Source organism: Vibrio sp. 10N.286.46.A8 (assembly GCF_041470165.1).
Lineage (GTDB): Bacteria > Pseudomonadota > Gammaproteobacteria > Enterobacterales > Vibrionaceae > Vibrio > Vibrio tasmaniensis_A.
Window position 1 is genome coordinate 895 of record NZ_JBFRLX010000040.1, and the last position, 26,892, is coordinate 27,786.

Genomic DNA, 26,892 nt, shown 5'->3' on the forward strand with positions numbered 1-26,892 from the left:
TTTTGATATTCATCAACGAGTGCCCACACAGATTGATAGGTTTAAATTGTTAAAGAGCTTTGCTTGTCGAAACTTTCTTTTTACAAAGAAACCCTTGAAAGCGGACGTGAATTCTAGCGATTTAATTTTAAGTGTCAAACACTTTTTAAAATTAATTCCTTTCGAACTTTCCGTCTTACTGATTACCGCTGAAGCCTTGTAGCGACTGCCGTGTCAGTGAGGCGGCATTATAGAGATCATCGAAAACATGGCAACCCCTTTTTTGATAAAAATTCAAAAAAATTGCTTAAGCGTCTACTTTTACGTCAAAACCCTCTTTCACAGGTTAAAGCTAATACAATCAAGAGCATATAACTTAGAATTTTGCGACTAGATCTTTCGAAAATGCCTCTATATCCAGTTCGATACTCCACTTTTCACTTAGCTCCACTATGTTATCTAGCGATTGCTGAACCGTTTTTATCGTCAATGTATTGTTATCTAGGTCGTATACCTGTTTTTGCGTAGTGTAATAGAAGTAAAGGATAGTTAATGCTTCTCGATCACCTTGCTCAGCTTTCGGTTGAATACGCTTAAGCTTACGATAGATTTGATTGTGAATTTGTTTCAGGTTCCACACATAAAGCGCTTCTTTAAAGTAATCATGCCCTTTCACACGGCTCGCAATAAACGCATTCAAGGCGACTGATAAAATCACCCCGAGTACATTCAAATGGAAATTACCCGTCGATTCCCCAGTAACGGAGCCAGCTGAACCAAAAAGTTCAATCAGAACGCTACCGAATACAATGGCAAACAAGGCTAGTGACCCAACCAATGAAACCAACAGTAGGTTCATCTTCTTTCTATATTCTTCTTTATTAATCTTCTGTAACTTCATCGACTACTTCCTTATGTAAGTCACCTAATAATTTGCGCATACTATCTATGTAAACCTTGCTTCGCTTCAACCTTTACCATCTTGTAATGTGGTCACTCTCTATTTAATACGTAGAGTTCTTGTGGTCAGTACTATACATAACTCCATTTGACTTCATTAATAGAAAAGAGTTACATACCGCCATAATTTTTAGTTATTCATCAATTCATGTTGATTAAGCCTATTTCGCTTTATCACATACTGACAAGGTACATCCCATGCGTTCATTTGTATTACGCGCTCGCGCAGCCCCTACAGAGAGCAAACTTATCTTAGAAGGTGTTGGGCAAGACGCTCATACTGAGATTCTGGCTCATACTCTGATGAACACGATCTTCGTTGCTCAATCTCACCGTGAGAATGTCACCGTGCACCTTGTGTTAGAAAGTACTAAAGACTTTTCACGTACGATCACTTTCGATTCAAATGAGATCACTAACATTGGTGGCTTTCATGAATCGGCATTGTTATCAGCGGTAGTAAGAGCGGTTGATACATCTCAAGGCATGACAAAAGAACAGACACGTCAGGTTGAACCGGGCATCACTGTTCGTACTATGAGTTTTGAAAAGTTGGTTAAAGAACTGGCTGAAGACCACCAGCTGTACATGATGGATAAGAAAGGCGACTTTATCCGTGACGCAGAGATTGCGGAAAACCCATGTTTCCTTCTAACTGACCATATCCCTATGCCGAAGAAAAGCTACAACAGCTTGAAGCGTTTAGGGACAGAGAAAATCAGCTTAGGTCCAAACATGCTGTTTGCTTCTCAGTGTGTTGTGTTGATCAACAATGAACTGGATGTGCGTGGTTTTTGATATCCACAGCTCTCTCTACGATAGTTTTCTCTAAAACAGAAAGTCTCTCTAAAACAGCAGTTCGCTATAAAAAATAGCTAGCCCTAAAACCATAAATGGAGCGATATACGCTCCATTTATGGTCAAGTTAGCGTGCTAATTAAAAACGCACTTCGACGGTCATCCCTTCAATCCAATATTCTCTAGGCAAATCAGCCGTAAAGTTCAATGCTACTTTGAGATATGCTGGCTGCCCTTCAAAAGGGCTTGCTAATTGAGTAGGCAACTTACTGACGATTTCTACCGAATCTGCAATCTCAGCCTCAAAAGTACTACCATTAGGAAACCTTACCTTGGTATGAGCTCCTATTATCGCATTCTCTAAATATTTAGGGTCTAAATACGCGACCACTTGCGGGGTGGTATTCTTCGCTATCGTTACCAGTTCATCACCTTCAAACACTCTCTGTCCTTCAACGACATGGATATCGACAACGCGGCCTGCATAGGGAGACTTAATCGACAGCTCTTGTTCAACAACACGTTTAAGTGCTAGATCTTTCATTAAAGCACGTCGAGCCTGACTAACCGGACCCGCTAATTCTCTTTCTTGTTCAGCTAATTTCGCATTTTGATAATCAAGTTTTTGTCCATTAAGCTGATTATTAAGTGAGTTACTCATTCCCACTATACTTGCGTAGTCCACATCGGATACCTGACCTTTCTTCCTGTATTCTTCATAGCGCGTTTGAATTTGCTGTACCGTGTTTAAATTACTGCGCGTTTCTTCAATACCTTTCAAGTGCAGTAAGCCAATATCATCAGGAAACCTGATTTCTAAATCTAATAACTCAGCATGAAGAAATTCGATTTGCGCTTCCACTTCCATATTAGTCAACTGAATCGCTGTCTCTGATTTTAGGATTTGACTTCCACCGTCTACTGGAATTGGGCCGACTACTCCTGCAACTTTAGAGGTTAAGGTTACAGGATGCGAGGTAATGATTGCCGGAGCAATAACCAGAAAATTTGTCTTTAAGAAAAAATACGCTACGAATAATAGAGGGCTAACCACTAAGCTTAAGATTAAATACCAACGAAAGCGGTAGCCTCCTCTTTTCGCTTGTCCGTAAGCAACTTTGACACCATCATCCGATTGAGGGTTATTCTTTTTATCAAGATGAAATTTCACTTTCATTGTTAAAACCTTTTGCCTTTTTTCAATACCCACCAAGGAGCCATACTGGATTCTTCATGACTTCTTCTAAATAACTCATTCACCATAGAGAACGCCGTTATCAACCGCATAAAGAACTGATAAAACGGATACAAGATTAGCCATTTTGCCATCTTAAGATCTTCTTTCGCTCTTTCAGAAACCAACCCAATATAGACAGTAAAAAACAACAACACTGTCGACAAATAGACGCAGTAGATAAGGATCAGAAGTGCAGCAACAAAATCGAAGGGGTAAGCCCAAAATATGTAAAACATGAATAGCGAAACTAGAATGGGCAGCAATACGTTTTGTAGAACGCCATAAACTAAAGTAAATATAAAGTTTCCCCAACCGAGTAATCTAGGGGTTAGACCTTCATTGTGTTTCCTTAAAAACAGAAATAATAAGTCTCCATCCCATCTTAGCCTTTGTTGTACCAACCCTTTCAGTGTATCGGGTACATCAGTATGGCCCACAGCTTTAGGTGTAAAAGCGAGTTGATTGTTTGGATGTCTTTTCTTGTACTGTTTGAGCCTCATCGTTAAGTCGAGATCTTCAGCAGTATGGGTATCCCACCCTCCAACTTGCTTCAGAGTGTTCTTTCGAAAGGCACCAAATGCTCCTGATATATTATTGAGAACACCCCAGTTGGATAGCCCCGTCTTACCAGCTTGCATTGATAACATATATTCAAGAGACTGCATTCGCGTAAGCACATTTTCTTGCCAGTTTCTAACGCGTAAAGCACCTCCAGAAGCAATCACATTCTTATCAGTAAATTGCTTCATCATTTGTAACGCCATGTCGTTATCAAAAGAAGTATCACCATCAACATTAATAACAAAGTCACCAGTAGCGTTATCTAAACCAGCATTTAACGTTGATACGCGACCTCCTCTTTGCCACTTAGGAATGACACGAACATCTCTGTTTCTTACCGTTTTATGTCTTTGCTCCCCTCGCATTGCAGCTAAGTAGGTATCTTCATTTTGAGTTGCACCATCGACTACGGCTAAAATCTCAATCTTTCCGGGATAAAGCTGTTCAACAAGCGTGTCGATCGTTATCTCAATTGCATCTCCTTCTCCATAACAAGTAATTACAAACGAGATGCTTGGGTATTCTTTTATCTCTATGTCACTGCCCGAATAAGACCAGCGAAAGATTCCACTTAACACAAGCAGAAAGAGTGGGAGCTCCACCATAATCATCATGGGGAAAAGCATTAGCCAAAGCTCAGAGTTCTCTAAAAGCATCCCCCAGAAGTACTGTTGGAGATCAAGGCTAACCGACAGCATAGATTTCACTGACTTTACTTTCTAACCAATAACCAACATCTTCTTTCATTGTTGCATCGGGTATACCCCATGCAAAGACATTCAGCGTAAAATCGTCATCTTCGATTAGAGAACAAAGTGCTTCTATTTTCCCGCGTAATACTTCTATATGTTCCATCTTAGCTTTAGGCATAAATACAAGAAGAACATCGCTTTTAAACTGACAACAAATATCAGAATCTCTAAACAATCCGTTTAAACGCTCTGTAATTTGCTCGATCAAAGCAAACATTTTTGCGTCTCCATTTTTAGACACATACTGCGCTAAATCAGGCAGGTGTAACCCCAATAATAAGTGCTCTTCTTCGTGGCGAAGTGCAATCCTATTAACCCAGCTAAGAAGATTAGAAAAATACCCGCCGTCTACTTTCCCGCTTAAGGTCAGTTCAGGCGCCGATAGCTTCACTCCATGACGGAATATATACTCTCCCTGAACTCCAAGTCTCAGCGAATAAATCTTCCTAACAACCAACTTTGAAATATCGTTTTTTGTACCACACTCGAAACAAGAAGCTAATGTCTCCGCCTCAGAAAAAGAGTGAGAGCATGAGTTACATGTATGAGTTTCTAAAGGGCGATCATAATCCACTCCAATATGTCGAAGCTGAGTCAAACATTTCGGGCATTCTAATTTTTGGTTGCGTTTGAACAGCCCTTGTTCAGCAACATGGCCACACGTGAAACAATGGAGAGAGGTACGCTCAGTAATATCAATGTCTTTGCAAGAAGGACACGCTTCGATGTAGTTTAAGTGGGCACTGGCACATTCATGACACACTCTTACTCGATCGATTAAATCCTCAATTTCAAAAGTGTCTCGCTTAGTCTCTGATAATACAAAACGATAAGTTGAACTTAACTCCGGATAGTAAAGCCCCACTAACGGATAGGAATATATCGATTTATGAGACAAATATTTGTGAGGTGATAATCGACGTCTTTGATCCAAGCCTAACCACCCAACAAGAGGGTCTAATGTATCCGATGTGTCGATAATACTTTCTAACGTTCTGCGGTGTTGAATCACCTCTTCTTCAACACTTTCTGGATTTAAAGTGCCGTCTGATAAACACTCTGATAATGCACTATCTTCTAAAATATAAATCTTCCAAGACCAAAATTTCCTGCTACGGTGGAGTTGGCTCATCACGTCGTCTTGCGAACTAAGATCGCCATTTAGAACTATGACGCCGCCCAATAATTCAGGGAGTTGATTAATGTCACTGACTGGCACGAGCTCAAATGATTCTCTGGTTTCAAGTGTAGGGGTTCCAAGGCAGTAAATTTTCAACTTATCTTTCATTCATTAACTCCAAGTCTTTTGACGCTGTCATCGTTGAATTAAAGCTAAACAAACGTTAATTTTGAACGATGCTATTTCATTATTCACCCTTACATAAATACTAGATATCGATATGAAAACCGTCCAATAATTAGCCAAAAAGATTAAATAAGCTCACCAATTAATTAACACCTACGAAACATGAATATTGTTAATACTTGGCATCAAAGCGGTTACATTCAAGTCTAAAAGTAGGGGTTGATGAGTGTTATTTTCGATAGCAGCACTTCCGGAATAATAGCGTTCTCAAAAAAATTAAGCCTAATGCCCATGATTTTTTGACCGCCTAAACACAAAAAGAGCTCAACTAAGTGAGCTCTTTTTTATTATCTATATCTTGCTATCAATGGAGTTATCTAGGAATCAGACCCGATTAACCAAAGATGAAGCTGTATAGGAAGCCTGCCCCCATCGCCATGCTTAGGATAACGAATAGGAATGCTGCAATCATTTGGTTCTTGAAGATTGATTTAAGCAGGATAACTTCCGTTAAACTTGCACCTGCACTACCAATAATCAATGCCATTACCGAACCCAACGCCATGCCTTTCTGAACTAGAGCAGCACTTAATGGGATTACCGCTTCAGCACGAATGTACAGTGGAATACCAATCACGGCTGCTACTGGAATCGCATACCACATACCTTCACCAGCGTACTGTGCAATTAGGTCTGTAGGAATGAAGCCGTAGATGAATGAACCAATCGCAATACCCATCATTAGGTAAGGGAAAACTTGTTTGAAGTCTTTCCAAGTTGAGAACCAAATTCTCATCCAACGGCTAGGTTCTTTCTTCTCTACAATTTCAGCAGTCGCGCTTCCATCCGCAGAACAGCATGAAACCGTGACTTGTGGCTCTTCTTTTTTAGAATCGCAGCAAGATGTCTCTTTCGCCATTACTGGCGCAGGCTCACCACATGCACTTGTACCACATGAAGATTCCGCTTTAGCCGTTGCTGCTTTCTTAGGAGTAGAGTCACCACAACTAGTGCCACAGCTTGAAGCAGAACCTGTCGATTCATACGCTTCAGGTTTGACGTAGCGTTCAAAACCTAACTTCTCAAGTGCGTAACCAGCCACTACAGATACTGTCATTGCTACAAGGAAGTAGAACACAGCGACTTGCCAGCCGAACGTAATCACGAACAAACCAATGATCACTGGGTTCAATAGTGGGCTACCGAATAGGAATACCATCATTGGACCGAAACCCGCTCTTGCACGCAGCAATCCTTTTAGGAAAGGAATGGTCGAACATGAACAGAAAGGTGTAATTGCGCCCAATAGTGCAGCAACCACATACCCCTTACCATTACGTGAGCTCAGGATAGATTGAATCTTTTCTGGTGTAAGGAACTCTTGCAGAATCCCAACAATGTAGCTGATCGCTAAGAAAAGGATAATTAACTCTACTGCTAAGAAAGCGAACATATCAAGTGCGTCTTTTAGCATTGTTAACATTTCATTGCTCATAATTAACTCCAAACTGGATTGAAGGTCGGGCTCTATGAGAAAAGTAACCAACCCTTAATTTCGAATATTCTCGAATTATAGAAATAAACAGCTCCAGATCAAGCTTTATTTCGATAAAAATCGAAATGATTTTCGAAAACACGGTTTTTCAATGACTTATACAGACACCGTTTTTAAATTTGAATTCGACATACATTTCGACTAACATCGAAATTAAATCTTGAGGAGTTAATATGAACTTAGAAGTCGTAGCGAAAGCACTTAAAGAGTTGGGACACCCTATTCGCCTAACTATTTATAAGAGTGTCGTTAAAGCTGGCTACCAAGGCATTGCAGTTGGCGGCCTACAAGAAGAGCTAGGTATCCCTGGTTCCACCTTGTCTCACCACATTTCAAGCCTAGCGTCTGCGGGCCTAATCAGCCAAAGACGAGAAGGGAGAACTCTATTCTGCGTGGCGGAGTATGAATGCCTAGAAGGTGTGATTGATTTCTTACAAGACGAGTGTTGCGTAAATGATCAGTGCAACTGATGCACCTTTGAACGGGGCACCTTTGAATAAGGCACCTTTAAAGCTCGAACAAGTCTGGGCCGAGTATCAGCAAGCATTAAAGTCATTCTTGCATTCAAAGGTCAACAATTCTGCGGATGTAGACGACTTGCTCCAAGATATCTTGATTAAGACCTATCAGAACTTAGACAAGGTACAAGATGCGAGCAGTGTTAAGGCTTGGCTGTTCCAGTTAGCCAACAACACCATTATCGACTTCTACCGTAAACATGCACGCCAACAACGTGATAGCCAAATTGATGCTGAAGATCTGTGGTTTACCGATTTAGACCACGACTCTGAATTTAAGCAGAAGCTCTCATTGTGTATTGAACCTTTTATTCAGGCACTGCCAGAACAAAGTTCATCGCTACTGCTTGCTGTCGATATCAAAGGTCAAAGCCAAAAAGAGATCGCAGAGGCTCAAAACATCAGCTACTCAACCGTTAAGTCTCGTGTTCAGAAAAGCCGCGGGGATCTTAAGAACTTGTTTGAAGAGTGCTGTAACCTGTCACTTGATCAACAAGGCAATGTGATTGACTGCGAGCTCAAACCAGATAACGATTGCAGTAAGTGCTAATAGCCATCCCTAAAATAGAACAAAGCCAGCAGTTGATGCTGGCTTTGTTGTTTTCATAATCTGCAAATCACGCTTTGTTTATGCGAATCGAGTACTTAAGCGAACCTAGTGCTTGATCGTACCGAACTACGCCGCTTCCGCTTTTACGACCGGTTGATAGCGTCCCGGTTTATGGTTCATCGCCAAAATCAAGTTGGTTACTATCGCACCCAGTACAGACAGAAGAACCAGCGACACATCAACGATAAACAGTGAAAGCACAACAATCGTACAATCTAGTGCCATCTGAACCTTACCCGCACGAATCCCAAAACGTTCTTGTAAGAACAGCGCCAGAATGTTGAAGCCACCTAAGCTCATTTTATGACGGAAGATCACCAACATGCCGGTACCAATCAAGCCACCACCAAGTAAAGCTGCATACAATGCATGAATTTCGGCAATTTGAATCACGTGATACAAGTGATCCACGGCGAACGAAACAATCGAAACCGCGATAAACGTATTGATGGTGAAGCGCCAGCCCATACGAGCAACCGACAAAATATAGAAAGGTAGGTTAAGTGCGAAGAACACTTGGCCAAAGCTCAAATCTGTCACTTTGGTAATGAAGATCGCTAGACCAGCCGTGCCTCCGGTGAGCAAACCGACTTGATTGAAAAAGATAACGCCGAGTGACACTAGCGCGCTACCTAAGATCAGTGCCAGTAAGTTTTCGCGAAGGTTATGATCTTTATCCATGTGAATGACTCTCCCTGAATCTTTTAACATCGCGTTTCAGTCCCGTTGAAACGATTGAAGTACAAATTTACGATGTTTAACAGATAAGTCGAGTAAATGCGCAGTGTTACTGAGTGATTAATTTGTATACTAGCTTTTACAGGCTTTAAAATACTTCACTAAAACAAGCAGTTATATCTAAAAAATTAAATATCCATCCTAAATTCTCCGCTTCTACCACATAATCAGCGAGCTTCGTGTTTTCCTATTTATTAGCTACGTTTCATTCCAACTCCAGCGATGCTTAAATCTATGCATAAAACGCATAGACTAAATCACAAAAGGTCATTTGATACATACCCTACTCGTCATTATGATGCGCGACTTCTTACAACATTGAGCGCATGTAAACACCTTATGTTTTCACAATCTCTTTTTGCCCAACTCGCCAGAATGACGCTATTCCTTGTCATTAGTTTGGTAATTGTGCATCACAATCAGCCATTGATCGATCTCTTGGCTCAGCATGCCGTTAGCAGTGGATGCCACCAGCAGTCAGCGCATGAGCATTCCGGGCTCGAACACCACAATAAAATGACTGACCAACACATGTCAGCGCAAGACCACTCACATCACCACCATTAATTTAAGAGTATTAGAATGAGCATTTTCCGTTTTCCTTTACTGGTATGGCTTGGGATCGGCACACTTATTATCAGTCTAGGGATCAGACAATCATTCGGCATTTTCATGATGCCAATTTCAGAGCATTTCGGCACCGGCCGTGAGTTTTTCAGCTTCGCCATTGCTCTACAAAACCTGCTGTTCGGTGCGTTCCAGCCTTTTGTGGGCATGGCCGCTGACAAATGGGGAGCAAGACGCATCATTATTGCAGGTGCATGTGCTTACGGTTTGGGTTTACTTCTTACCTCAATGTCTACCGAATCAAGCATGCTTTACGTTTCACTAGGCGCATTAGTTGGCCTTGGATTGAGTGCGACGAGCTATGTGATCGTGCTAGGCGCGGTAGCAAAAGTAGTACCTGCAAAGCACGCGGCTAAGGCATTTGGTTTAACCACAGCAGCAGGTTCATTTGGTATGTTCGCGGTAATTCCGGGCGCGCAATACATGTTGAACGAATTTGATTGGCAAAGTGCGATGCAAGTATTTGGCGTGCTTTGTTGTTTGATGATCTCGTTTGCACTGTTTATGCGAGCGCCTAAAGCAGCCTCAAACAAACAAGCGCAAGCTGAAGAGAACCAAACGCTAAAAGAAGCGTTGTCTGAGGCGTTCTCTAACAAAAGTTACTGGCTGATTCACGCAGGCTTCTTCGTGTGTGGCTTCCACGTGATGTTTATCGCAACGCACTTACCAAGTTACTTAGCAGACAAGAACTTGCCTGCGAGCAGCTCAGCGATGGCACTGGCTTACGTTGGTATCTTCAACATCTTCGGATCTTACTTCTGGGGTGTAATGGGCGATAAGTTCAGCAAGCGTCATGTAATGTCGGCATTGTACTTAGTGCGTACTGTGGTTATCGGTGCGTTTGTGACTCTGCCAGTTACGGAATCAACCGCAGCTATCTTTGGCGCAGCCATTGGTTTCTGTTGGTTGGGTACGGTTCCGCTAACGTCTGGTTTAGTTCGTCAGATCTTCGGTGCTCGTTACCTGTCGACGTTGTACGGCTTGGTATTCTTTACTCACCAAGTGGGTAGCTTCTTAGGCGCTTGGGTTGGTGGTCGTATTTACGATTACTACGGTTCTTACGAGCCAATCTGGTGGTCAACGGTGGTACTGGCATTTGCAGCAGCGCTTATCCATTTACCTATCAATGACAAGCCGATTGAGCGACTGAAATTGGCAATGGCTTAGCGTTTAACGCTGACTCCCCCACTAGCGTAAACAACAAGTCGTTCCAATAAAACGAGTGAGTATTGAAGGGAAACATCCTGACATACTCACTCGCTTTTTTGTTAGTCACTATTTCACCAATTAAAACGGTCGATATTTGCATAAACCTCACTGAATAATAAGACTATCCTTTTCGTTTTAATTTATAGTATCCACTCGCTCCTTTAAAACTAATCCGCAGGCTTATGGAATACATAGATCAGACTGTCCTTATCGCAATGGCACTCATTTTTGCTGGCTCATTTGTGCAAACCGCAATCGGCTTTGGTTTGGCCATTGTTGCAGCCCCACTGCTGTTTTTGGTTTCCCCAGACTATGTACCTGCGCCTATCTGCTTGGTTGGCCTGTTTATCTCTTTATTCAACGCCTTTAAACACCGTGCAAACATTTCTATTGGCGGGTTAAAAATCGCATTGCTGGGCCGCATTCCGGGCTCATTGGCAGGCGGAGCATTATTGGTGATGGTTTCAACGAGCGTGTTGTCATTATGGTTAGGTTTATTAGTGGTATTTGCAGTGATTGTCAGCTTGCTTCCATTTAGGTTAGAGCCGACGCCTGCCAAAATGGGCATCGCGGGATTCTTCTCAGGATTTTTTGGCACCAGTTCAGGTATTGGTGGTCCACCTATGGCACTGCTACTCCAACACCAAGATGCCAATCAGCTGCGTGGCAACTTGTCTGCCTTTTTTGTCTTTAGTTCAATCATTTCGTTGATTGTTCAGATCCCAATTGGCTTCTTCACTATGCACCATTTGATCATCACCATACCTTTGCTGCCTGCTGCTTGGTTGGGTTACAAAGTGGCGTTGATGACCACGCAAAGCATTCCTAAAGAGAAGATACGAATTGGTTCTTTACTGTTATGTTCTATCAGTGGCTTTACGGCAATCTGGCAAGGGGTTGTGGGATAATATTCCGGTTACGTAAGTATGGAATAGTTGCTTACGTTTTGTAACTATTTTGATGACAGTTCACTCATCTCGATAAGCAAGCGCATATGACTGACTAGTGACGTTATCCATTATGCTCAAATACCCTAATGCGGCGCCTTATTTAAGCTTTAAAGTCAGTACCACACTGTCGTAAACATCTCTATCTGGCGGTCACGATCCCCTCTCATTCAGCATCAATGAACCATTACTGCATAAACCATTTTTTCATGAGCTTTTTGTATACAGAGCTGAGACTGTTCAAATTAGACTAAATGTTCAATTGAGAGCGTAGTTGCATTCACTATATCTCTATATACTCGAGCAATCATTAGCCAGGCAGATGAGCACGCTCAGTATTAAGGACATTCATATGAGACAACTTGGATTTAAGCAAGTTCTTTTAGTCGCAGTATCAGTAATAATCGCAATAAGTGTTGGTTCAGCCAACTATTTATCATATCAGAGTAAGAAGGAAGCACTCACTGACACTATTTATCAGAGCACACAAGACCGTATTCGCATTGAAGGGAATAAGGTTGAGACTTACCTGGAAGCTAAAACACAAGCAGTAGCAAAAATAGCCACTGATTACCGTCAAAATAATTATCAAGATAGACACGCCGAGCGAATGCGCGTGGGCTCATTGGGTGCTGATGTCGCGAACCTAATGATAGGTTTTGACAATGGTGATGCTTATGCGTCATTCGATTACCCGGGCTGGGATAATCACAAAAGTCCACCAAGCTACGACCCTCGTAGTAAAGCTTGGTACAAAGAAGGTAAGCGTTCAGGAAGCCTTGTATATACAGACCCATATACAGACTCCACAACAGGTACCTTAATGGTGAGCATTGGTAAAGATGTTGGTAACGGTGTGGTATTGGCAGACATTCCACTCGATGTTCTAAGTGACACTGTCTCTGAAATCGACCTCAACGGTGCTATTTCGATGATGATGACCAATGACATGACGGTGCTGGCTAGCACATCCAATGTGGTTAAGGTGGGCACTAGATTAACGGATTACGCTTCTTTGAAAGACGTTGCAAAAAAAGCACAAAATTCAGAAAGCACAATCGTTAATTATAGTATCAACGGCGTTGAGAAAGTGATGTTCAGCCATGCGGTTAGCTATGGTGATAAAGAGTGGTACCTACTTGTTGGATTAGACAAAAGCGTCGTATTCGCAGCGCTAGAAGTCGCTCAGCAGCAAGCAATTATGATCACGATTGTCTACCTATTGATCAGCGTAGTTGCCACGTTATTCATTCTCAATATTCTTTACAAACCCATCCTAGCGTTGAAAGAAACCATTACAGGGCTATCAAATGGTGATGGTGATTTAACTCAGAGACTCGAAGTAAAGAAACACGATGATTTAGGGCAAATCGCATCTGGTGTAAACCAATTCATCGAGCATATACAAGACTTGATGCTAAAGATTGACGCAGCATCGTCTGAACTGAAAGAAAATGTGCAGCAACTTGAACATAAATCAGATGAAAATAACCACATTTTGAATCAGCACGTGCAAGAAACTGAACAAATTGTCACTGCCATTGAAGAAATGAGTTCAACAGCTGACGCCGTTGCCCAAAATGCAGGTGAAACGGCGCAATCAACTAAAGTCGCGTCGGATATCGGGGAGCAATCACTCAATGCTGTCGGTGATGCACAAATGAAGGTTAATGCACTAGTTTCTGAGATAGAGAACACATCATCGAACCTAGAAAGCATGAGCCAAGAAACTAAAGGGATCAGTGATATTTTGACAGTGATTGGTGAAATCGCTGAACAGACCAATCTCCTTGCGTTAAATGCAGCGATTGAAGCCGCACGAGCGGGCGAGCAAGGTCGTGGGTTTGCAGTAGTAGCTGATGAAGTGAGAGCCTTAGCGAGTCGAACACAAGCGAGTACACAACAGATTGAACAAGCGCTGACTCGTTTGCTTTCAGTGAACAAGAGTGTTGAAGAGTCTATGAATAAGACGAAAGGGACTTGTGACGAAACATTTAATAACACCGAGAAAGTGGGCAGCAGCTTAAATGAGCTAACGTCACAAGTAACGGGTATCAATGACCTAAGCATTCAAATTGCAACGGCCGCAGAAGAGCAAAGCAGCGTCACTCAGGAAATTAGTCGTAACATGGTGGCTCTGAGTGACATTGTAAATGAACTCAACAAAAATGGAGATCAAGCTTTGGTGCAAACCAACAATATCTCCCAAGTAAACGAACGACTGGCATCAATGGTTGGTATGTTTAAACTGCGTTAATTCATACTAAAACAGTTATTTAAAATGAAACTTGTAGTGTGTAGCGGTTATGATTTCAAATAGCGTCTATAGTTTTTCAATAGCAGTCATCGTTTAAAATAGCCGCCTTCTCCGAAGGCGGTTTTTTATTCCTCTCTCTCAAAAGCCCCACTATTGCTCTTCTAGGCAAGTTTATTACTCATTTGCTACCTCTTAGAAACATCGGTAACAAAGGTTCTATTCTTTGCGTCGGAATCAGTGGCACCAATAGGTAGATCAAACCGGCAAAGGCGATAGACGCAGCTAAGTCTTCAGGGCGGTGCATACCAAGCCAAACACGACTATAAGCAACGCCACCAGCCCAAACTAGCAAACCGCCAACTAAGTAAAAACGTTTCGCTTCTAGGAACAAGCCGCCAAAGAACGCCAGACACACGCCAACGAAAATCATGTGCCCAGATGGGAAAGAATAGTCAGTCTCACCCAACCAGTGACGCGTTCGCCACTCACTCACCTTATCTTTCACAGATGCAATCGCTGCGTTCTTTTCTACCAATGGCAGTTCGTAAAACAGCTCTGGCATGTCAACGACTTCTTGCGTCACCAAATACTCAGAATAAGGACGCGGGCTTTCTGTAGAGTGCTTTAAGAAAGTTTTTGCTGCAAAGCTGAGAACCAACAACAAGCCGAGCTGCATACAAAGGCTGACGAGCTTAGCTTTGGAAAATTTCATCGTGAGCAATACCAAAGACAAAACAGCTAGCGTTACCAAGAACCCTTGATTACCCGCCGAGTAAGTCACAAACGTTATGAAGGCGCCTTGGAAAGGCGAAACCGCAGCCCCAAGGTCAAAATAAGATCCAAAGATCAAAAACGGTACGAGAGAAGACAAACTTAAAACGAGCAGTAGTAAGCCTTTGGATTTGTTAGAGAACGGAGATGTCATGACTAAGATCTTTTGGATAAAGTGGATGGATGCTAGCGCAGCTTAGCACTGCCAATATCAATTTTATGTCAAAACGGTCATTAAGCCGTCATGGTCTAACAATGTTCGATTGATGAACCTCTTGAGTATTGATTCAGTGAACGGCCACGCCAGCACCAATAATGTTCGACATACACTGATGTTCATAGAGCAACAAAGACCACTCAAACCAGCTGAGACAAAGGCATTATCCCACTAAAGACTGCCGGACACGTTCTGCTGATAAAGTGAACACTTACCCGATTATAAGGCTGGAATCTGAAAAACTTTGCTGTCAGTCCTTTAAATCCACTATTGAAAGGATTACCATCTGGTCTGCTTTCAAAGCAAAACAGATTATTAATTTTTATTCTCAGGGCGGGGCGAAATTCCCCACCGGCGGTATGTTTTTAGCAAAATCTAAAGATAAGCCCGCGAGCGCTCGATTCGTCGAGGTCAGCAGATCTGGTGAGATGCCAGAGCCGACGGTCATAGTCCGGATGAGAGAGAATGAAAACACACTCGTTTAAGTTGGAAAGGTGTACCTATTTATTAGGTTCATGCCTCCAACTTAGACGGGTGCATTTCGTTTTGGATAAAACCATAATGAGCTAATACCAATCACAGTAAATAAATGATCAGAGATAGCGCAGGAAAAACGCTTGAGAACAAGGCAAAATTTTTCGATAAGTAGTTATTCTACAGTCAAAAATTTTAACGCCGTTATCAAGGGTTTTAACCAGCTAGAATGACCAGTTGTTTACTACGATTGGTACAAGTCGACTTGTAATGAGTCTGCTTTGTTGTGCTCGGTTGAGATCCCTCATACAGCCCTGATTCTGGTGATATTTTAGGAGTTTAACCATGAATCAGTCTTCACTACTTGCCGAATTTGGCGAACCAATCACTCGCGTTGAAAACGCACTGCAAGCTCTGCGCGAAGGTCGTGGCGTGCTTCTACTTGACGATGAAGATCGTGAGAACGAAGGCGACATCATCTACTCAGTAGAACACCTAACGAATGCTCAAATGGCGCTTATGATCCGCGAATGCAGCGGCATTGTGTGCCTGTGTCTAACCGACGAGCAAGCAAACCAACTTGAACTTCCACCTATGGTTGTTGATAACAACAGCGCAAACCAAACTGCGTTTACGGTGACTATCGAAGCGAAAGTGGGCGTAACAACAGGTGTTTCTGCCGCTGACCGTGTAACAACGATCAAGACAGCTGCAAACCCAACGGCTAAGCCTACTGACCTAGCTCGCCCTGGCCACGTATTCCCATTACGTGCGCGTAAAGGTGGTGTACTGGCTCGCCGCGGTCACACAGAAGGTACTGTGGATCTAATGCAAATGGCAGGTCTTCAATCGGCAGGTGTACTGTGTGAAGTTACCAACCCAGACGGCACGATGGCAAAAGCGCCAGAGATCGTTGCTTTCGGTAAAATGCACAACATGCCTGTACTGACCATTGAAGATATGGTGATGTACCGCACTGAGTTCGACCTAAAACTGGCTTAATGTTTAGTGCTTAGTGCTTAGTATCCCGATATTAACTCAAGCGCATTGACCTAAACAGATCTAGGCTCACCAATGGAGCCAAGCTTATTTTAAACAGGGCATAGTGACTGTCACTCAAACAGCTTTTACAGCTGACTGATACCGTCCAATAAACCCTGTTAGAATCAGAACCGCATACAAAAATTAGAGCCTCACTGATTTCAGTGGGGCTTTTTTCATACTCACGTCCGATAAAAAACCGAGCCAATTAGCAACTATTATCATTAACAACACGCAACTGTTATGTTATAACATATCAAGTAATTACTCATAACTAGGACAAAAGCATGAAAAAGCTTGCCGCACTGGCGCTACTTTCCATCAGTGCACTACTCATATGGATATTTTTACCATCAAAAGAAACACAACCAACAACGCTCAACATTTCTGGTCCCTTCGAATTTACCGACCAAGATTTGTCTAAAAACGGCTATTTATTTACACGGTTACAAGTCGTTGAAGCGCTTACCGCTATCGATAAATCAGGCAACGTCACACCTTTATTAGCGAAAGAATGGACAACTAGCGCAAACAATTTACGCTGGGAATTTACATTGCGCCCAGACGTTGTTTTCCACGATGGCTCCCCGCTTACCGCGCAAGCTGTTCAAACTTCTCTTTCTCACGCTTTAAAAAAACCTGGCGTATTAAAGCGTGTACCTATCAAAGAGATATCAGCTTCAGACAACCTTCTAGTGATAGAACTATCTCAACCTTATCGACCATTACTGGCCGTGTTAGCGCATTACACGGCAGCGATTGCAGCACCAAGTTCGTTTGATCAACAAGGAAATGTGGCACAGCTGAGTGGTACAGGTCCTTATAAAATCCAAGAGTTACAAGCTCCTCATAAAGCGCATGTTGTCAAAAATGCTGACTACTGGGGCACAAAAGCCTCGATTGAACATGTTCACTACCTTGCAGGTCATCGCTCTGAAAGCCGTGCTTTGTTAGCACAAACCGGTCAAGCCGATCTGGTTTACACACTCGATCCAGCCAGTATCGACCTACTTGAGTCAGCAAAAAATGTTGAATTAGTGATGGAGTCAATCCCAAGAACGATCCTAATTAAGTTGAATAATGAACACCCATTTTTGAATCATTCAGATGTGCGTCAAGCTATCAGTTTAGCTTTGGACCGAACGGGTATTTCAAAACAAATCGTCCGCGTTCCAGGCTCTGAAGCCTATCAACTGTTTGCCCCTTCTCTTGGCGCATGGCACATCAATAACCTTGAGCAAACTCAGCGCAATATCGACCAAGCGAAAACATTACTCTCAGGGCAAGGTTGGCAGGAAAATGAGGAAGGTCTCCTTTCGCGAGAAGGCAAAACATTCGATATTACTTTAACTACCTACTCAGATAGACCAGAACTGCCTATCGTAGCTACCGCGATTCAAGCTCAGCTTAAAGAAGTCGGCATTCAAGTGAATGTTTCTATCGATAACTCAAGTGCAATTCCATCAAAGCACAAAGACGGCACCTTAGAAATGGCGCTCGTGGCGCGTAATTTTGGCACTACGGCGGATCCCCTAGCCTTACTAATGCGCGACTTTGCTAGCCATAAAGGCAGTGACTGGGGACCAATGAACTGGTCTTCTGATGAGTTCAGCAGCTTACTTCAACGTCTATCGGTTGAACCAAACCAAGAACAATATAATCTAATGACTCAAGAAGCTTCATCCATATTAGCGGAAGAAATGCCGCTGATTCCTGTGACTTTCTACACTCAATTAGTCGCGGTGAATGAACGTGTTAACCACTTCTCATTTGACCCATTTGAAATCAACTATCGTATCTCAGAGATGACGATTAATGATTAATATCTTAATCCGAAGAGTACTCCAAGCCGGCTTTGTGGCTTGGAGTATCGGAACACTCACTTTCATTTTAATGCGCTTGTTACCCGGCGACTTTGCTTTTCGAATTGCAGCGGGTCGTTATGGGTACGATTATGTGGATGCAGATGCGGCACAAGCGGTTTACCAAGAGTTAGGGCTTGATCGCTCTGGCTTGCAGTTATACCTCGAATGGTTGTGGGATCTTCTCCATTTTGATTTAGGAACATCATTGATTAGTGGTACCCCCGTCATTGATGAAATCAGCCACCAGCTCGGGCACTCCATTTTATTAGCAGTCGTCGCGACCGTCATTTCTCTTCTCATTGCCATCCCAATCGGTATTTATTGTGGAAAACGGACCGACTCTTTTGCAGACAACTTCTCGCTATTAGGTTCCATCATCTTAAGAGCTCAGCCTGTATTTCTAATAGGTTTGGCCTTGGTGATTATATTTTCGTTACAGCTGAATTGGCTTCCTGTGGCAGGCTTTGGTCGAGTCGAGTTTATCATTTTGCCCGCCCTCGCCTTGGCACTATCGCTGGCTGCAATGTCTAGTCGTCTTATAAGAAACGCCACTCACGATGCCATCACAGCACCGCACTTTTTATTCGCTCGTTTAAAAGGACTCAGTGAGGCGCAAGCTTTTCAGCATCACGCTCATAAACACATCGCTTTACCTGTTATTACTTTTGTTGGTGTTCAAGCAACCGGGTTAATTGAAGGGATCATTATGATCGAGTCATTGTTCTCCTGGCCAGGTATTGGGCATGCATTGGCGCATGCGATTTTCCGTCGAGATATTCCAATGATTCAAGGTTCTGCTCTGCTGATGGGACTTTTGTTTGTGGTCATCAATACCTTAGTCGATCTTGTTAACTACCAATTGGATCCAAGGCAACGCGCGAATAAACCCTCTGCTTTATTTTCAAAATTTGCACCTAATAAACAACAAGCAGAACCCGAAAAAAAGAAGGTTAAGATCGTATGAATTTAACAAAACCGCAATGGTTAGGTCTGATTATCTTAGCCGCCTTATTATGCCTAGTCATGCTAGAACGGACTGTCTATCAAGGTGATATTGCCAAGCAAAATTTAGACCTTGCATTCACAACGCCTTCTGTTGAAGAACCTTTAGGCAGAGACCATTTTGGACGCAGTAATTTAGCGAGATTAAGCCACGCCATTACCACCTCACTTTCCATGGCATTAATCAGTATTACCACGGCTGCGCTATTAGGGACGTCAATGGGAGTAATAGCCGGCTGGAAACAAGGATGGTGGGATAAAATCTTTTCATTCAACGTGAACATGATACTCGCCATGCCCGGCTTAATTCTTGTTTTACTTTTTGCGGCAATGGTTCCTGGATCATTCCTCATTCTATATATCGCCATATCGCTCATGCTGTGGGTGGATTTTTTCCGCGTGTCACGCAACCGAACGTTGTCACTCATTCAGTCACCTGCAGTAGAAGCCTCTCGGCTTTATGGGTTCAACCACTGGTATATATTCAAGCGTCACTTATGGCCAGATTGCCGAAATGATTTATTCACCCTGTTCTGTTTTGGTACGGGTAATTCAATACTGGCACTCGCGTCTTTAGGCTTTCTGCATGTTGGGCTCAAGCCGCCAGAAGCTGAGCTCGGCTTAATGATGGTTGAACTATTCCGTTACTACCACCAAGCCCCTTGGGTTTTGATTCAACCGGTACTGACCGTTTTTCTTCTGGTATTAAGCTTTCATTTATTAGCTCAAGGAAAACGTCACACGCAATCCTCAAAAAACCATGCGCATAGAGAACCGGGAGCTAAACAAGAAAAAACCCAACTAGTCAAACAAACGGATAAAGGAGTAACAGCATGAACGCAATGTTAAAAATTGAAAACCTGTCGATTCATACTGATGCTCAAATCTTAGTCCAGAGCTTAAACTTAGACTTATACCCTCAGCGTCCGCTCACCATTTTGGGCGAAACAGGGGCGGGGAAAAGCCTAATCGCGGCAGCTATCGCCGGCACATTGCCTGATGCCTTAAAACCAGAGGGCGACATTACTTTGTTTAATGAGCTTAACCCTTTAAATCGAGAACGGTTTTGGGGTAAAGAAATCGCTTTGCTACCTCAAGAACCTTGGTTAGCACTCAACCCGCTTCGGACTATAGGATCGCAGATAAGCGAAGTTCATAAGCTGGTTTTAAACGAAGATCGCTCCCAGAGTGACACACTCACCCATCATGCACTTCAACAAATGGATCTGGGCAAAGATGGAGATAAACACCCATTTGAACTCTCGGGCGGAATGGCGCAACGTGCTGCGTACTTATGTGCGACACAAGCTGGAGGCAAACTGTTAATTGCCGATGAACCCACAAAAGGCTTAGACGAAAGCCGACGTGATCACGTTGGGCAACTTCTCCTTTCTCACTGCCAACAACTTGAAAATGGCAAACCCGGTGGCCTGCTCACCATCACTCACGACATTAAACTGGCTAAAATGTTAGGTGGTGACATCATTGTCATGAAAGAAGGGGCAATTGTTGAAAGGGGAGACGCTAAAGCCATTTTAGATCAGCCACAAGCGGCCTACACAAAAGCGCTAATACAAGCGCAACCTGAGTATTGGTCTCTTGAGCAGCCAGCTTCCTCGCAACCTTCAAATGAATCAAATAGTCACGCTGCTCCCTCAGAGGTTGGTATACAAAGCGGGCAGAAGCTACTTCTTGAAGTTGAAGGTTTAGCTATTTACCGCGATCAAAGAACACTCTTTTCAGATCTGACGTTCTCATTATCACACGGTGAAATACTGGGAGTTTATGGTGACAGCGGATGCGGAAAATCTTCTCTCGCCGATACTTTACTAGGGTTGCATCACGACTTTTCCGGCAATATCGACTGGGTTCAAAAAATCGAAAAAGGACAACGCCTTAAGCTTTACCAAGATCCACCCAGTGCGCACTCCCCTCACACAACACTAAAAACGTTGCTTGATGACTTGTGTGCGCTTCACAAGCTAAATCGCTCCAAGATACCCGTACTTCTAGATAGATTGAGCCTTGATTCTGCATTGCTTGAGCGTCCTTCAAGCCAAGTATCCGGAGGAGAATTACAGAGGTTCGCCATTTTACGAGCGCTACTGATGAGCCCAAAACTGTTAATTGCAGATGAACCCTCATCACGATTAGACCCCATCACTGCAGCACAAACGCTAAGGTTAATTGTTGAAGTATCGAAAGAAGCTAACTGCGGCCTAATTTTGATCAGCCATGATCAACTGGCTTTGAGTAAGCTGTGTCATAAAGTGATCGACTTATCGCGCTATTGATTTCTGGAACGATCGACTTATTGGGCTATTGGGCTATTGGGCTATCGACCTAAACGAGCTTCGCGGTTATCTGTCTTCTCAGTGGTACATTCGCCGTAAATCTTTAGTCATACCTTCACTATATACTCACTGAATGTACATCTCTGTGTAACCCAATCTGACTAACCTTGCATAAGAGGTTAGCCAGATTGAAGCTATTTGTGCTTCAGCCATAGCAAAGTCTAGAAACTATAAAAACCTCTAACCTCTTCTATCGCACTCACTCGAATGGTGAGGTGATGCACCAGTATTGGTCATCCACAAGCGGGCTTAAAATATAAGTCGTTGAAATATAATGTTTATCAATTTTGGCACAAATCGTGAACTACCACTAAGTAGGTATTCAGATATTAGGAGTTGAATATGTTGGTCGTTATTTCAGTGGGTTTATCCCTATTAGTACTTGCAGCGCTGTTTCATTTCTCAAAGAAGAGACAAACAGCGCTATCACACCGGTTTGAAACCTTAGTTCTACTCAGACAGTTATTGTTGCTATCACGCAAACATCGCGCGGCAACGCATTATGCTCTGGCGTATCAATTGACGAGCGACTCAATTCGAAAAGTGAATCAGATTTACGACAACATACTTGAGGTATCTGAACTGCTTCAATCTCATGTGTCGTTTGACAGCCGTCCGATGTATCGCATTTATCACCTCAAACTCATCGCTATGCACAATGACTGGCAAAACCGTAGCTTAGTACGTAATCAATCGATTCATGGAAAAACGATTCGTCACAGCATGTTCTTGATGGATGAAGTGATGATCATCTGGCTGATTCAATCAGAACGAGAAGACATGAGCCGTGAGTACCACATGAACTGGCAACAGATCTTAGATTGTATGGAGATCCTTACCAAGTTGAGAATGGCCATCCCTGGGATAGAAAAGTCGAATACGGAAATACCTGAGGAGTATGCGAGATTCAAATTCTATGCATCTCAGACTCACCGTAAACTCAACCAATTGTCAATTATCTGCCCTATTAGCAGTGGATCACCAGTTTGCACTCGAGCGATGCATGCACTCGCAGAAATCGCATCGAGCAACGAATTAACCCAACCGACAGATAGCTTATACGAATTAACCAGTGATATTTCTAGCGTCGTATCGCAAGTTTACGACCAAGTATTATCCGACATTACTAGAAACTTGTATCAGCCTTTACCTGACATCAACGATAAGGCGATAAACACCCGATTATCGGTACACAGATACGTGTAAAGACTTCGTGAGAGGAGAGCGTGTGGAACTCTGAATGATTGAGTTCAGATCCGATATCACCTTTGATATCGGATTTTTGTATTTATGTGTTTATGCCTTGTGTACTTGTGTACTTAAGATATATAACCTCAAACATCACCAGACTTAATATCGCTAGACCAAACTTCCGCGGCAAAATCAATAAACTGACGAACTATAGGAAGCTGGTAACTGCGAGATAAATACACCGCCCAAAGCACACTACTCGGTGAAACAAAATCATCCAAAATTCGTTTCAACTTCCCTTCTGCAATCAACGGATTGGCTAAATCACAAGGTAAGCGAACAATCCCTTTTCCATGCTGTGCGGCGCGAGTTAATACCCCAACATCGTTAGCCTTGATAGTGCCAGACACCTCAACCGAATAGTGCTGGTTATCCTTAACGAAATCCCACTTAGAAACACTCAAATGGCGAAAGCAGTTATGCTGTCGAAGTGCTTCGACCGTTTCAGGTTCTCCGTGCTTGTCTAGGTAGACTTGAGAGGCACACACCACTGAATCAATTTCCATTAGCTTTCGAGCAATCAAGCTATCGTCAGGTTGGTCAGTATAGCGAAGGGCAATATCGATTCTTTCATCCACCAGCTGCGCAAAACGATCCGATGCAAACAACTCGACCGTGATATTAGGGTGAAGCTCTGTGAATTGCTCGACCACATCCAACAGCATGTTTTGAGTTAAACCAATCGGCGCTGCAATTCGAATTACCCCTGAAAGATCGTCGGTTTGATTGAGTGAAGTGACTTCTAGCTCTGCGGTTTCATGGAGTATCTTCTCGCAACGTTGCAGCGCAATCTCTCCTGCCGCTGTCAAACTGACCTTACGAGTCGTTCTGTGCAGTAACCTTTGTTTTAACCACCCTTCGATCTCTTGAACATGCCGTGAAACCTGTAAACGGCTCATGTCCAAATGCTCTGCTGCTTGAGTAAAACTGGCGCAATTTGCGACTTCAACAAAGCTACGCATCGCCGTCAACCTGTCCATCACACTCTCCCTTGCCGACTTAACCAAGCCTATTAGATAACTGTATAGATACAATCTACATCATTTTACGATATTTATCGCAACCTAGTGAGCTATTAGACTGCAATGGCTGTCGAGAAACAGACTCAATAAATTAGATAATTGGAGAGACATTATGAAAATTGCAGTATTAGGCGCATCAGGCTGGATTGGTAGTCACATCGCTCAAGAAGCTCAATCTCGTGGTCACGACGTAGTTGCTGTTGTAAGAGATGCAGACCGCGTGGAAACCAAGGGCATTGAAGTTCGTTCATTTGATTTACAAGATGAAGCCGCTAGTCTAGCAAACGCACTATCCGGCGTTGATACAGTAATTACTTCGATTGGCGGACGTGCTCTGGGTAATCACGAAATCGTAAAAAATACTGCGGCTAAATTGCTGGCAACATTACCGAGCATTGGTATCGAGCGCCTACTTTGGGTTGGTGGTGCAGGCTCACTAGAAGTGGCGCCAAACGTACCGCTAGTGACCGTTCCGGACTTCCCTGCGGATTATAAAAATGAAGCGCTAGCACAGGGTGAAGCTCTTGAAGTGTTCAAGCAATCGAACAGCGAAGTGAACTGGACGTTTGTTAGCCCTGCAGCAGAAATATTCCCGGGTGAGAAACTATCGACCTACCGTACTGGTGGCGACCAGCTGCTCACCGACGAAGATGGCAACAGCAAAATTTCAGTCAGCGATTACGCTATCGCGATGATTGATGAGCTCGAAGCTGGCAAGTTCCCGCGCCAACGTATTGGTGTCGCTTACTAGTCAATTCATATAAAAACTAAAAAAGCCGCTTGTTCAAAACAATGCGGCTTTCTCATATTTATATTGAGCATTCCTTTAATCCAATGGCAAGTGACCCGTTTTCACTAGGATAACCGTCTCTTCTTCCACATAAGGGAAATGCTCGCTCATGTGAGGGCTACGCATCCAAGTATGTTTCGGGTACACGCCGTGTTCATCTTTGAAAGTGCCAGTCAACACGAAGATCTCTTCTCCACCAAAGTGACGGTGCGGCTGAAAACGTTCGCCAACAGGCCACTTCACTAAAGCGACATGTTCGTGCTCGAACTCATGCAGTGGCATGACTTGTAAGCCACCAATGCCCGGAAGCCACTCCGTTTCTAGCGTATTGATTCGAACTTGAGTTAAGTCTCTCGCGTCAAACTGGTTGAGCTTAACCAAGATCGTGCAGCCATCTTTACTCGATGGAGAATGCGCACTGCCCGGGGGATTACGGATATAAGTGCCCGCAGGGAAATCTCCAGTTTCATCAGAAAATACACCCTCTAATACGAAGATCTCTTCTCCTTGCGGATGTGGGTGTTCGGAGAATGAAGATTGAGGGTCGTATTTCACCACGCTAGTCGTGTGACCCGATTCTTTCTCTTCTCTTTCTAACGGCTTGCGCCACACCCCTTTAGCAGGGCTTGCAATCCAATCTAATGATTCGGTTTCAATAACCAGTTTCTTTGAAAAGTCCATGTTGAACATAATGGCGACCTTACTCTTGTTATCGTTTTAATTATTCTTATTATCTTTCTAGCTTTTATTCTACGCGAATACTCATCAAGGAGGCCATCTCGCTGCTATTTTGCCTGCGCGACAGCCACCTAAAAAGAATCCTGATTAATTGCGGCCAGCGATCACGCCACCATCAACATCCCAGATTGCACCCGTTACCCAATCGGCACTGTCAGACAATAGGAAAGAGATGCTGTTTGCGATGTCTTTCGGCAAACCTACTCGACCAATCGGATGGAATGCGTTGAAGCCTTCTAGCGCTTGATCCACTTCTTCAGGTTTAATGAAAGATTCGTAAATCGGTGTTTTAACCACAGCCGGAGAAACCGCATTCACACGAATATTATGTTCAGCCAGTTCCATTGCCATGTGCTGTGTTAATGCGTGCAAGCCAGCTTTAGCCATTGAATAGGCAGAAGATGGCGTCGCTTTTATCGCTTGTTTAGCCCACATAGAGCCCACGTTTACCACGTTTCCGCCACCGTTTTTGATCATCAACTTGCTGACAGCTTGAGTGATAAAGAAAGTTGCTTTGTTGAGCTGCATGTATTGCTCGTAATCAGACTCTTGATGCTCAATAAACGCTTTAGGGTTGAAATAGCCAGCCGCATTAACAAGGTAACCAATACCCTCTTCAAGTGACTCTAGATGCGCAATAAGATTCGATACACTTGCATCATCATAAAGGTTAGCTTGCCAACCAGAGGCGTGGCCTAGTGATTGAAGTTCTGACACCGCTTTATCTAACTTAGCTGGGTTATTGCCGACCACCAACACATGGATGTTTTGAGCAACTAACTGCTTCGCTGTTTCAAAGCCCATACCACTTGTGCCACCGATTACTACTGCAATACCATTTTTAGTGAAGTTCATTTTGTTATCTCCTAAGTCATGTGAACGTGGTAATCTTAGGCTTTGAACTAACACTATGAATAGTAAGTACAAATCGGTTAGGTAGGTACTTATTGGTACATCTTTATGAAAAATCAGGAAAACTTTTTTTCAAGAAAATCAGCACCAGAGCGTTCAGCTCGCATGGTCGAAACCATCTATGGCTGTAAATGGTCGCTAACGGTTTACCAATTATTGGCAAATGGCATTAATCGCCCCGGTGAAATGGTGCGCTCAGTAGAAGGGTTATCGACCAAGGTGTTGAATGAATGTTTGAAGCGAAATGTAGAATTCGGGATTTTAGATAAGCAAATGTTCAACGAACTGCCACCAAGAGTTGAGTACCAAGTGACGCCGTTCGGCGAGAAGTTCTTGTTGATTCTAGACCAGCTGGAAAACCTACAAAACGAAATCGACGAGATGTAAGCCCAAGCCAGTCC

25 protein-coding genes and 1 riboswitch are annotated in these 26,892 nt (G+C 43.2%); of the genes, 15 read left to right on the forward strand and 10 right to left on the reverse strand.

Annotated features, from left to right (window positions below; all coding sequences use genetic code 11):
* Positions 1-202 (forward strand): hypothetical protein (locus tag AB4232_RS05085; protein ID WP_372086434.1); only part of this gene is annotated, 202 nt, incomplete at its 5' end.
* A 153-nt stretch (positions 203-355) separates the two neighbouring features.
* Here the strand turns inward: AB4232_RS05085 and AB4232_RS05090 are convergent.
* Complete coding sequence (locus AB4232_RS05090) at positions 356-880, reverse strand: DUF3087 family protein (RefSeq protein WP_372086436.1); 525 nt, start codon at positions 878-880, stop codon at positions 356-358.
* Positions 881-1,137: 257 nt separating this feature from the next.
* On the opposite strand from AB4232_RS05090, the gene trmY reads away from it, so the two are divergent.
* Positions 1,138-1,737 carry a tRNA (pseudouridine(54)-N(1))-methyltransferase TrmY gene (trmY, locus tag AB4232_RS05095; RefSeq protein ID WP_372049785.1) on the forward strand — a complete coding sequence of 200 codons (600 nt, stop codon included), beginning with the start codon at positions 1,138-1,140 and terminating at the stop codon, positions 1,735-1,737.
* Positions 1,738-1,876: 139 nt separating this feature from the next.
* On the opposite strand, the gene AB4232_RS05100 is transcribed toward trmY, so the two are convergent.
* The 4 genes from AB4232_RS05100 to AB4232_RS05115 all read right to left on the reverse strand — a co-directional run bounded on the left by AB4232_RS05100 (position 1,877) and on the right by AB4232_RS05115 (position 7,088).
* Positions 1,877-2,950 (reverse strand): HlyD family secretion protein, encoded by a 1,074-nt coding sequence (locus tag AB4232_RS05100; RefSeq protein WP_372086438.1) that lies wholly within the window; start codon positions 2,948-2,950, stop codon positions 1,877-1,879.
* On the reverse strand, positions 2,917-4,233 hold the full coding sequence (locus AB4232_RS05105) for a glycosyltransferase (protein WP_372086493.1): 1,317 nt from the start codon (positions 4,231-4,233) through the stop codon (positions 2,917-2,919). The genes AB4232_RS05100 and AB4232_RS05105 overlap by 34 nt, the downstream gene beginning before the upstream one ends.
* Positions 4,220-5,575: a diguanylate cyclase gene (locus AB4232_RS05110; protein ID WP_372086440.1), complete on the reverse strand. Its 1,356-nt coding sequence runs from the start codon at positions 5,573-5,575 to the stop codon at positions 4,220-4,222. The genes AB4232_RS05105 and AB4232_RS05110 overlap by 14 nt, the downstream gene beginning before the upstream one ends.
* Before the next feature lie 412 nt (positions 5,576-5,987).
* Positions 5,988-7,088 carry a permease gene (locus tag AB4232_RS05115; RefSeq protein WP_029223953.1) on the reverse strand — a complete coding sequence of 367 codons (1,101 nt, stop codon included), beginning with the start codon at positions 7,086-7,088 and terminating at the stop codon, positions 5,988-5,990.
* 233 nt (positions 7,089-7,321) lie between these two features.
* Between AB4232_RS05115 and AB4232_RS05120 the strand changes: the two genes are divergently transcribed.
* Positions 7,322-7,618 carry a helix-turn-helix transcriptional regulator gene (locus tag AB4232_RS05120; protein ID WP_017097976.1) on the forward strand — a complete coding sequence of 99 codons (297 nt, stop codon included), beginning with the start codon at positions 7,322-7,324 and terminating at the stop codon, positions 7,616-7,618.
* Positions 7,602-8,216, forward strand: coding sequence for an RNA polymerase sigma factor SigZ (gene sigZ / locus AB4232_RS05125; protein ID WP_371727806.1), 615 nt, complete (start codon positions 7,602-7,604; stop codon positions 8,214-8,216). The genes AB4232_RS05120 and sigZ overlap by 17 nt, the downstream gene beginning before the upstream one ends.
* A 126-nt stretch (positions 8,217-8,342) precedes the next feature.
* Here sigZ and AB4232_RS05130 read toward each other — a convergent pair whose 3' ends face one another.
* Positions 8,343-8,957, reverse strand: coding sequence for a YitT family protein (locus AB4232_RS05130; RefSeq protein ID WP_017065874.1), 615 nt, complete (start codon positions 8,955-8,957; stop codon positions 8,343-8,345).
* A gap of 639 nt (positions 8,958-9,596) precedes the next feature.
* Between AB4232_RS05130 and AB4232_RS05135 the strand changes: the two genes are divergently transcribed.
* The 3 genes from AB4232_RS05135 to AB4232_RS05145 all read left to right on the forward strand — a co-directional run bounded on the left by AB4232_RS05135 (position 9,597) and on the right by AB4232_RS05145 (position 14,054).
* Positions 9,597-10,808 carry an MFS transporter gene (locus AB4232_RS05135; protein WP_372086443.1) on the forward strand — a complete coding sequence of 404 codons (1,212 nt, stop codon included), beginning with the start codon at positions 9,597-9,599 and terminating at the stop codon, positions 10,806-10,808.
* 224 nt (positions 10,809-11,032) lie between these two features.
* Positions 11,033-11,758 carry a sulfite exporter TauE/SafE family protein gene (locus tag AB4232_RS05140; protein WP_372086445.1) on the forward strand — a complete coding sequence of 242 codons (726 nt, stop codon included), beginning with the start codon at positions 11,033-11,035 and terminating at the stop codon, positions 11,756-11,758.
* Positions 11,759-12,149: 391 nt separating this feature from the next.
* Positions 12,150-14,054 carry a methyl-accepting chemotaxis protein gene (locus tag AB4232_RS05145; RefSeq protein ID WP_372086447.1) on the forward strand — a complete coding sequence of 635 codons (1,905 nt, stop codon included), beginning with the start codon at positions 12,150-12,152 and terminating at the stop codon, positions 14,052-14,054.
* Between the two features lie 178 nt (positions 14,055-14,232).
* Here the strand turns inward: AB4232_RS05145 and AB4232_RS05150 are convergent, their stop codons facing one another.
* Positions 14,233-14,979, reverse strand: a complete 747-nt coding sequence (locus AB4232_RS05150; protein WP_372086449.1) for a phosphatase PAP2 family protein — start codon at positions 14,977-14,979, stop codon at positions 14,233-14,235.
* Positions 14,980-15,362: 383 nt separating this feature from the next.
* Positions 15,363-15,513: riboswitch (FMN riboswitch) on the forward strand.
* A gap of 348 nt (positions 15,514-15,861) precedes the next feature.
* Here AB4232_RS05150 and ribB point away from each other — a divergent pair.
* The 6 genes from ribB to AB4232_RS05180 all read left to right on the forward strand — a co-directional run bounded on the left by ribB (position 15,862) and on the right by AB4232_RS05180 (position 22,984).
* Positions 15,862-16,518 carry a 3,4-dihydroxy-2-butanone-4-phosphate synthase gene (gene ribB / locus AB4232_RS05155; RefSeq protein ID WP_004733029.1) on the forward strand — a complete coding sequence of 219 codons (657 nt, stop codon included), beginning with the start codon at positions 15,862-15,864 and terminating at the stop codon, positions 16,516-16,518.
* A gap of 326 nt (positions 16,519-16,844) precedes the next feature.
* Entirely contained in the window at positions 16,845-18,380 is a 1,536-nt protein-coding gene (locus AB4232_RS05160; protein ID WP_372086451.1) for an ABC transporter substrate-binding protein, read from the forward strand.
* Positions 18,373-19,386: an ABC transporter permease gene (locus tag AB4232_RS05165; RefSeq protein WP_372086453.1), complete on the forward strand. Its 1,014-nt coding sequence runs from the start codon at positions 18,373-18,375 to the stop codon at positions 19,384-19,386. The genes AB4232_RS05160 and AB4232_RS05165 overlap by 8 nt, the downstream gene beginning before the upstream one ends.
* The gene (locus AB4232_RS05170) at positions 19,383-20,261 is read left to right on the forward strand and encodes an ABC transporter permease (protein ID WP_372086455.1); all 879 of its coding nucleotides are present in this window, start codon (positions 19,383-19,385) and stop codon (positions 20,259-20,261) included. The genes AB4232_RS05165 and AB4232_RS05170 overlap by 4 nt, the downstream gene beginning before the upstream one ends.
* Entirely contained in the window at positions 20,258-21,718 is a 1,461-nt protein-coding gene (locus AB4232_RS05175; protein WP_372086457.1) for an ABC transporter ATP-binding protein, read from the forward strand. Before AB4232_RS05170 ends, AB4232_RS05175 begins: the two co-directional genes overlap by 4 nt.
* 402 nt (positions 21,719-22,120) lie before the next feature.
* Entirely contained in the window at positions 22,121-22,984 is an 864-nt protein-coding gene (locus AB4232_RS05180; RefSeq protein ID WP_017097986.1) for a hypothetical protein, read from the forward strand.
* A 128-nt stretch (positions 22,985-23,112) separates the two neighbouring features.
* Here the strand turns inward: AB4232_RS05180 and AB4232_RS05185 are convergent, their stop codons facing one another.
* Positions 23,113-24,009, reverse strand: a complete 897-nt coding sequence (locus AB4232_RS05185) for a LysR family transcriptional regulator (RefSeq protein ID WP_102344376.1) — start codon at positions 24,007-24,009, stop codon at positions 23,113-23,115.
* A gap of 154 nt (positions 24,010-24,163) precedes the next feature.
* Here AB4232_RS05185 and AB4232_RS05190 point away from each other — a divergent pair, with 154 nt between their 5' ends.
* Positions 24,164-24,802, forward strand: a complete 639-nt coding sequence (locus AB4232_RS05190) for an NAD(P)-dependent oxidoreductase (protein WP_135382750.1) — start codon at positions 24,164-24,166, stop codon at positions 24,800-24,802.
* Positions 24,803-24,877: 75 nt separating this feature from the next.
* On the opposite strand, the gene AB4232_RS05195 is transcribed toward AB4232_RS05190, so the two are convergent.
* Together AB4232_RS05195 and AB4232_RS05200 are read right to left on the reverse strand one after the other, a co-directional pair.
* A complete protein-coding gene (locus tag AB4232_RS05195; RefSeq protein ID WP_135382749.1) occupies positions 24,878-25,531 on the reverse strand; it encodes a cupin domain-containing protein in 654 nt (217 codons plus the stop codon).
* Positions 25,532-25,666: 135 nt separating this feature from the next.
* Complete coding sequence (locus tag AB4232_RS05200; RefSeq protein ID WP_135382748.1) at positions 25,667-26,434, reverse strand: SDR family NAD(P)-dependent oxidoreductase; 768 nt, start codon at positions 26,432-26,434, stop codon at positions 25,667-25,669.
* A gap of 105 nt (positions 26,435-26,539) precedes the next feature.
* Between AB4232_RS05200 and AB4232_RS05205 the strand changes: the two genes are divergently transcribed.
* On the forward strand, positions 26,540-26,878 hold the full coding sequence (locus tag AB4232_RS05205; RefSeq protein WP_004733017.1) for a helix-turn-helix domain-containing protein: 339 nt from the start codon (positions 26,540-26,542) through the stop codon (positions 26,876-26,878).
* Positions 26,879-26,892 lie beyond the last annotated feature (14 nt).

Bases quoted from the DNA above. Each gene is read 5' to 3' on its own strand.
- AB4232_RS05090 (WP_372086436.1), bottom strand. From the start codon at position 880: ATGAAGTTACAGAAGATTAATAAAGAAGAATATAGAAAGAAGATGAAC.
- trmY (WP_372049785.1), top strand. From the start codon at position 1,138: ATGCGTTCATTTGTATTACGCGCTCGCGCAGCCCCTACAGAGAGCAAA.
- AB4232_RS05105 (WP_372086493.1), bottom strand. From the start codon at position 4,233: ATGCTGTCGGTTAGCCTTGATCTCCAACAGTACTTCTGGGGGATGCTT.
- AB4232_RS05110 (WP_372086440.1), bottom strand. From the start codon at position 5,575: ATGAAAGATAAGTTGAAAATTTACTGCCTTGGAACCCCTACACTTGAA.
- AB4232_RS05115 (WP_029223953.1), bottom strand. From the start codon at position 7,088: ATGAGCAATGAAATGTTAACAATGCTAAAAGACGCACTTGATATGTTC.
- AB4232_RS05120 (WP_017097976.1), top strand. From the start codon at position 7,322: ATGAACTTAGAAGTCGTAGCGAAAGCACTTAAAGAGTTGGGACACCCT.
- sigZ (WP_371727806.1), top strand. From the start codon at position 7,602: ATGATCAGTGCAACTGATGCACCTTTGAACGGGGCACCTTTGAATAAG.
- AB4232_RS05130 (WP_017065874.1), bottom strand. From the start codon at position 8,957: ATGGATAAAGATCATAACCTTCGCGAAAACTTACTGGCACTGATCTTA.
- AB4232_RS05135 (WP_372086443.1), top strand. From the start codon at position 9,597: ATGAGCATTTTCCGTTTTCCTTTACTGGTATGGCTTGGGATCGGCACA.
- AB4232_RS05140 (WP_372086445.1), top strand. From the start codon at position 11,033: ATGGAATACATAGATCAGACTGTCCTTATCGCAATGGCACTCATTTTT.
- AB4232_RS05145 (WP_372086447.1), top strand. From the start codon at position 12,150: ATGAGACAACTTGGATTTAAGCAAGTTCTTTTAGTCGCAGTATCAGTA.
- AB4232_RS05150 (WP_372086449.1), bottom strand. From the start codon at position 14,979: ATGACATCTCCGTTCTCTAACAAATCCAAAGGCTTACTACTGCTCGTT.
- ribB (WP_004733029.1), top strand. From the start codon at position 15,862: ATGAATCAGTCTTCACTACTTGCCGAATTTGGCGAACCAATCACTCGC.
- AB4232_RS05160 (WP_372086451.1), top strand. From the start codon at position 16,845: ATGAAAAAGCTTGCCGCACTGGCGCTACTTTCCATCAGTGCACTACTC.
- AB4232_RS05165 (WP_372086453.1), top strand. From the start codon at position 18,373: ATGATTAATATCTTAATCCGAAGAGTACTCCAAGCCGGCTTTGTGGCT.
- AB4232_RS05170 (WP_372086455.1), top strand. From the start codon at position 19,383: ATGAATTTAACAAAACCGCAATGGTTAGGTCTGATTATCTTAGCCGCC.
- AB4232_RS05175 (WP_372086457.1), top strand. From the start codon at position 20,258: ATGAACGCAATGTTAAAAATTGAAAACCTGTCGATTCATACTGATGCT.
- AB4232_RS05180 (WP_017097986.1), top strand. From the start codon at position 22,121: ATGTTGGTCGTTATTTCAGTGGGTTTATCCCTATTAGTACTTGCAGCG.
- AB4232_RS05185 (WP_102344376.1), bottom strand. From the start codon at position 24,009: ATGGACAGGTTGACGGCGATGCGTAGCTTTGTTGAAGTCGCAAATTGC.
- AB4232_RS05190 (WP_135382750.1), top strand. From the start codon at position 24,164: ATGAAAATTGCAGTATTAGGCGCATCAGGCTGGATTGGTAGTCACATC.
- AB4232_RS05195 (WP_135382749.1), bottom strand. From the start codon at position 25,531: ATGTTCAACATGGACTTTTCAAAGAAACTGGTTATTGAAACCGAATCA.
- AB4232_RS05200 (WP_135382748.1), bottom strand. From the start codon at position 26,434: ATGAACTTCACTAAAAATGGTATTGCAGTAGTAATCGGTGGCACAAGT.
- AB4232_RS05205 (WP_004733017.1), top strand. From the start codon at position 26,540: ATGAAAAATCAGGAAAACTTTTTTTCAAGAAAATCAGCACCAGAGCGT.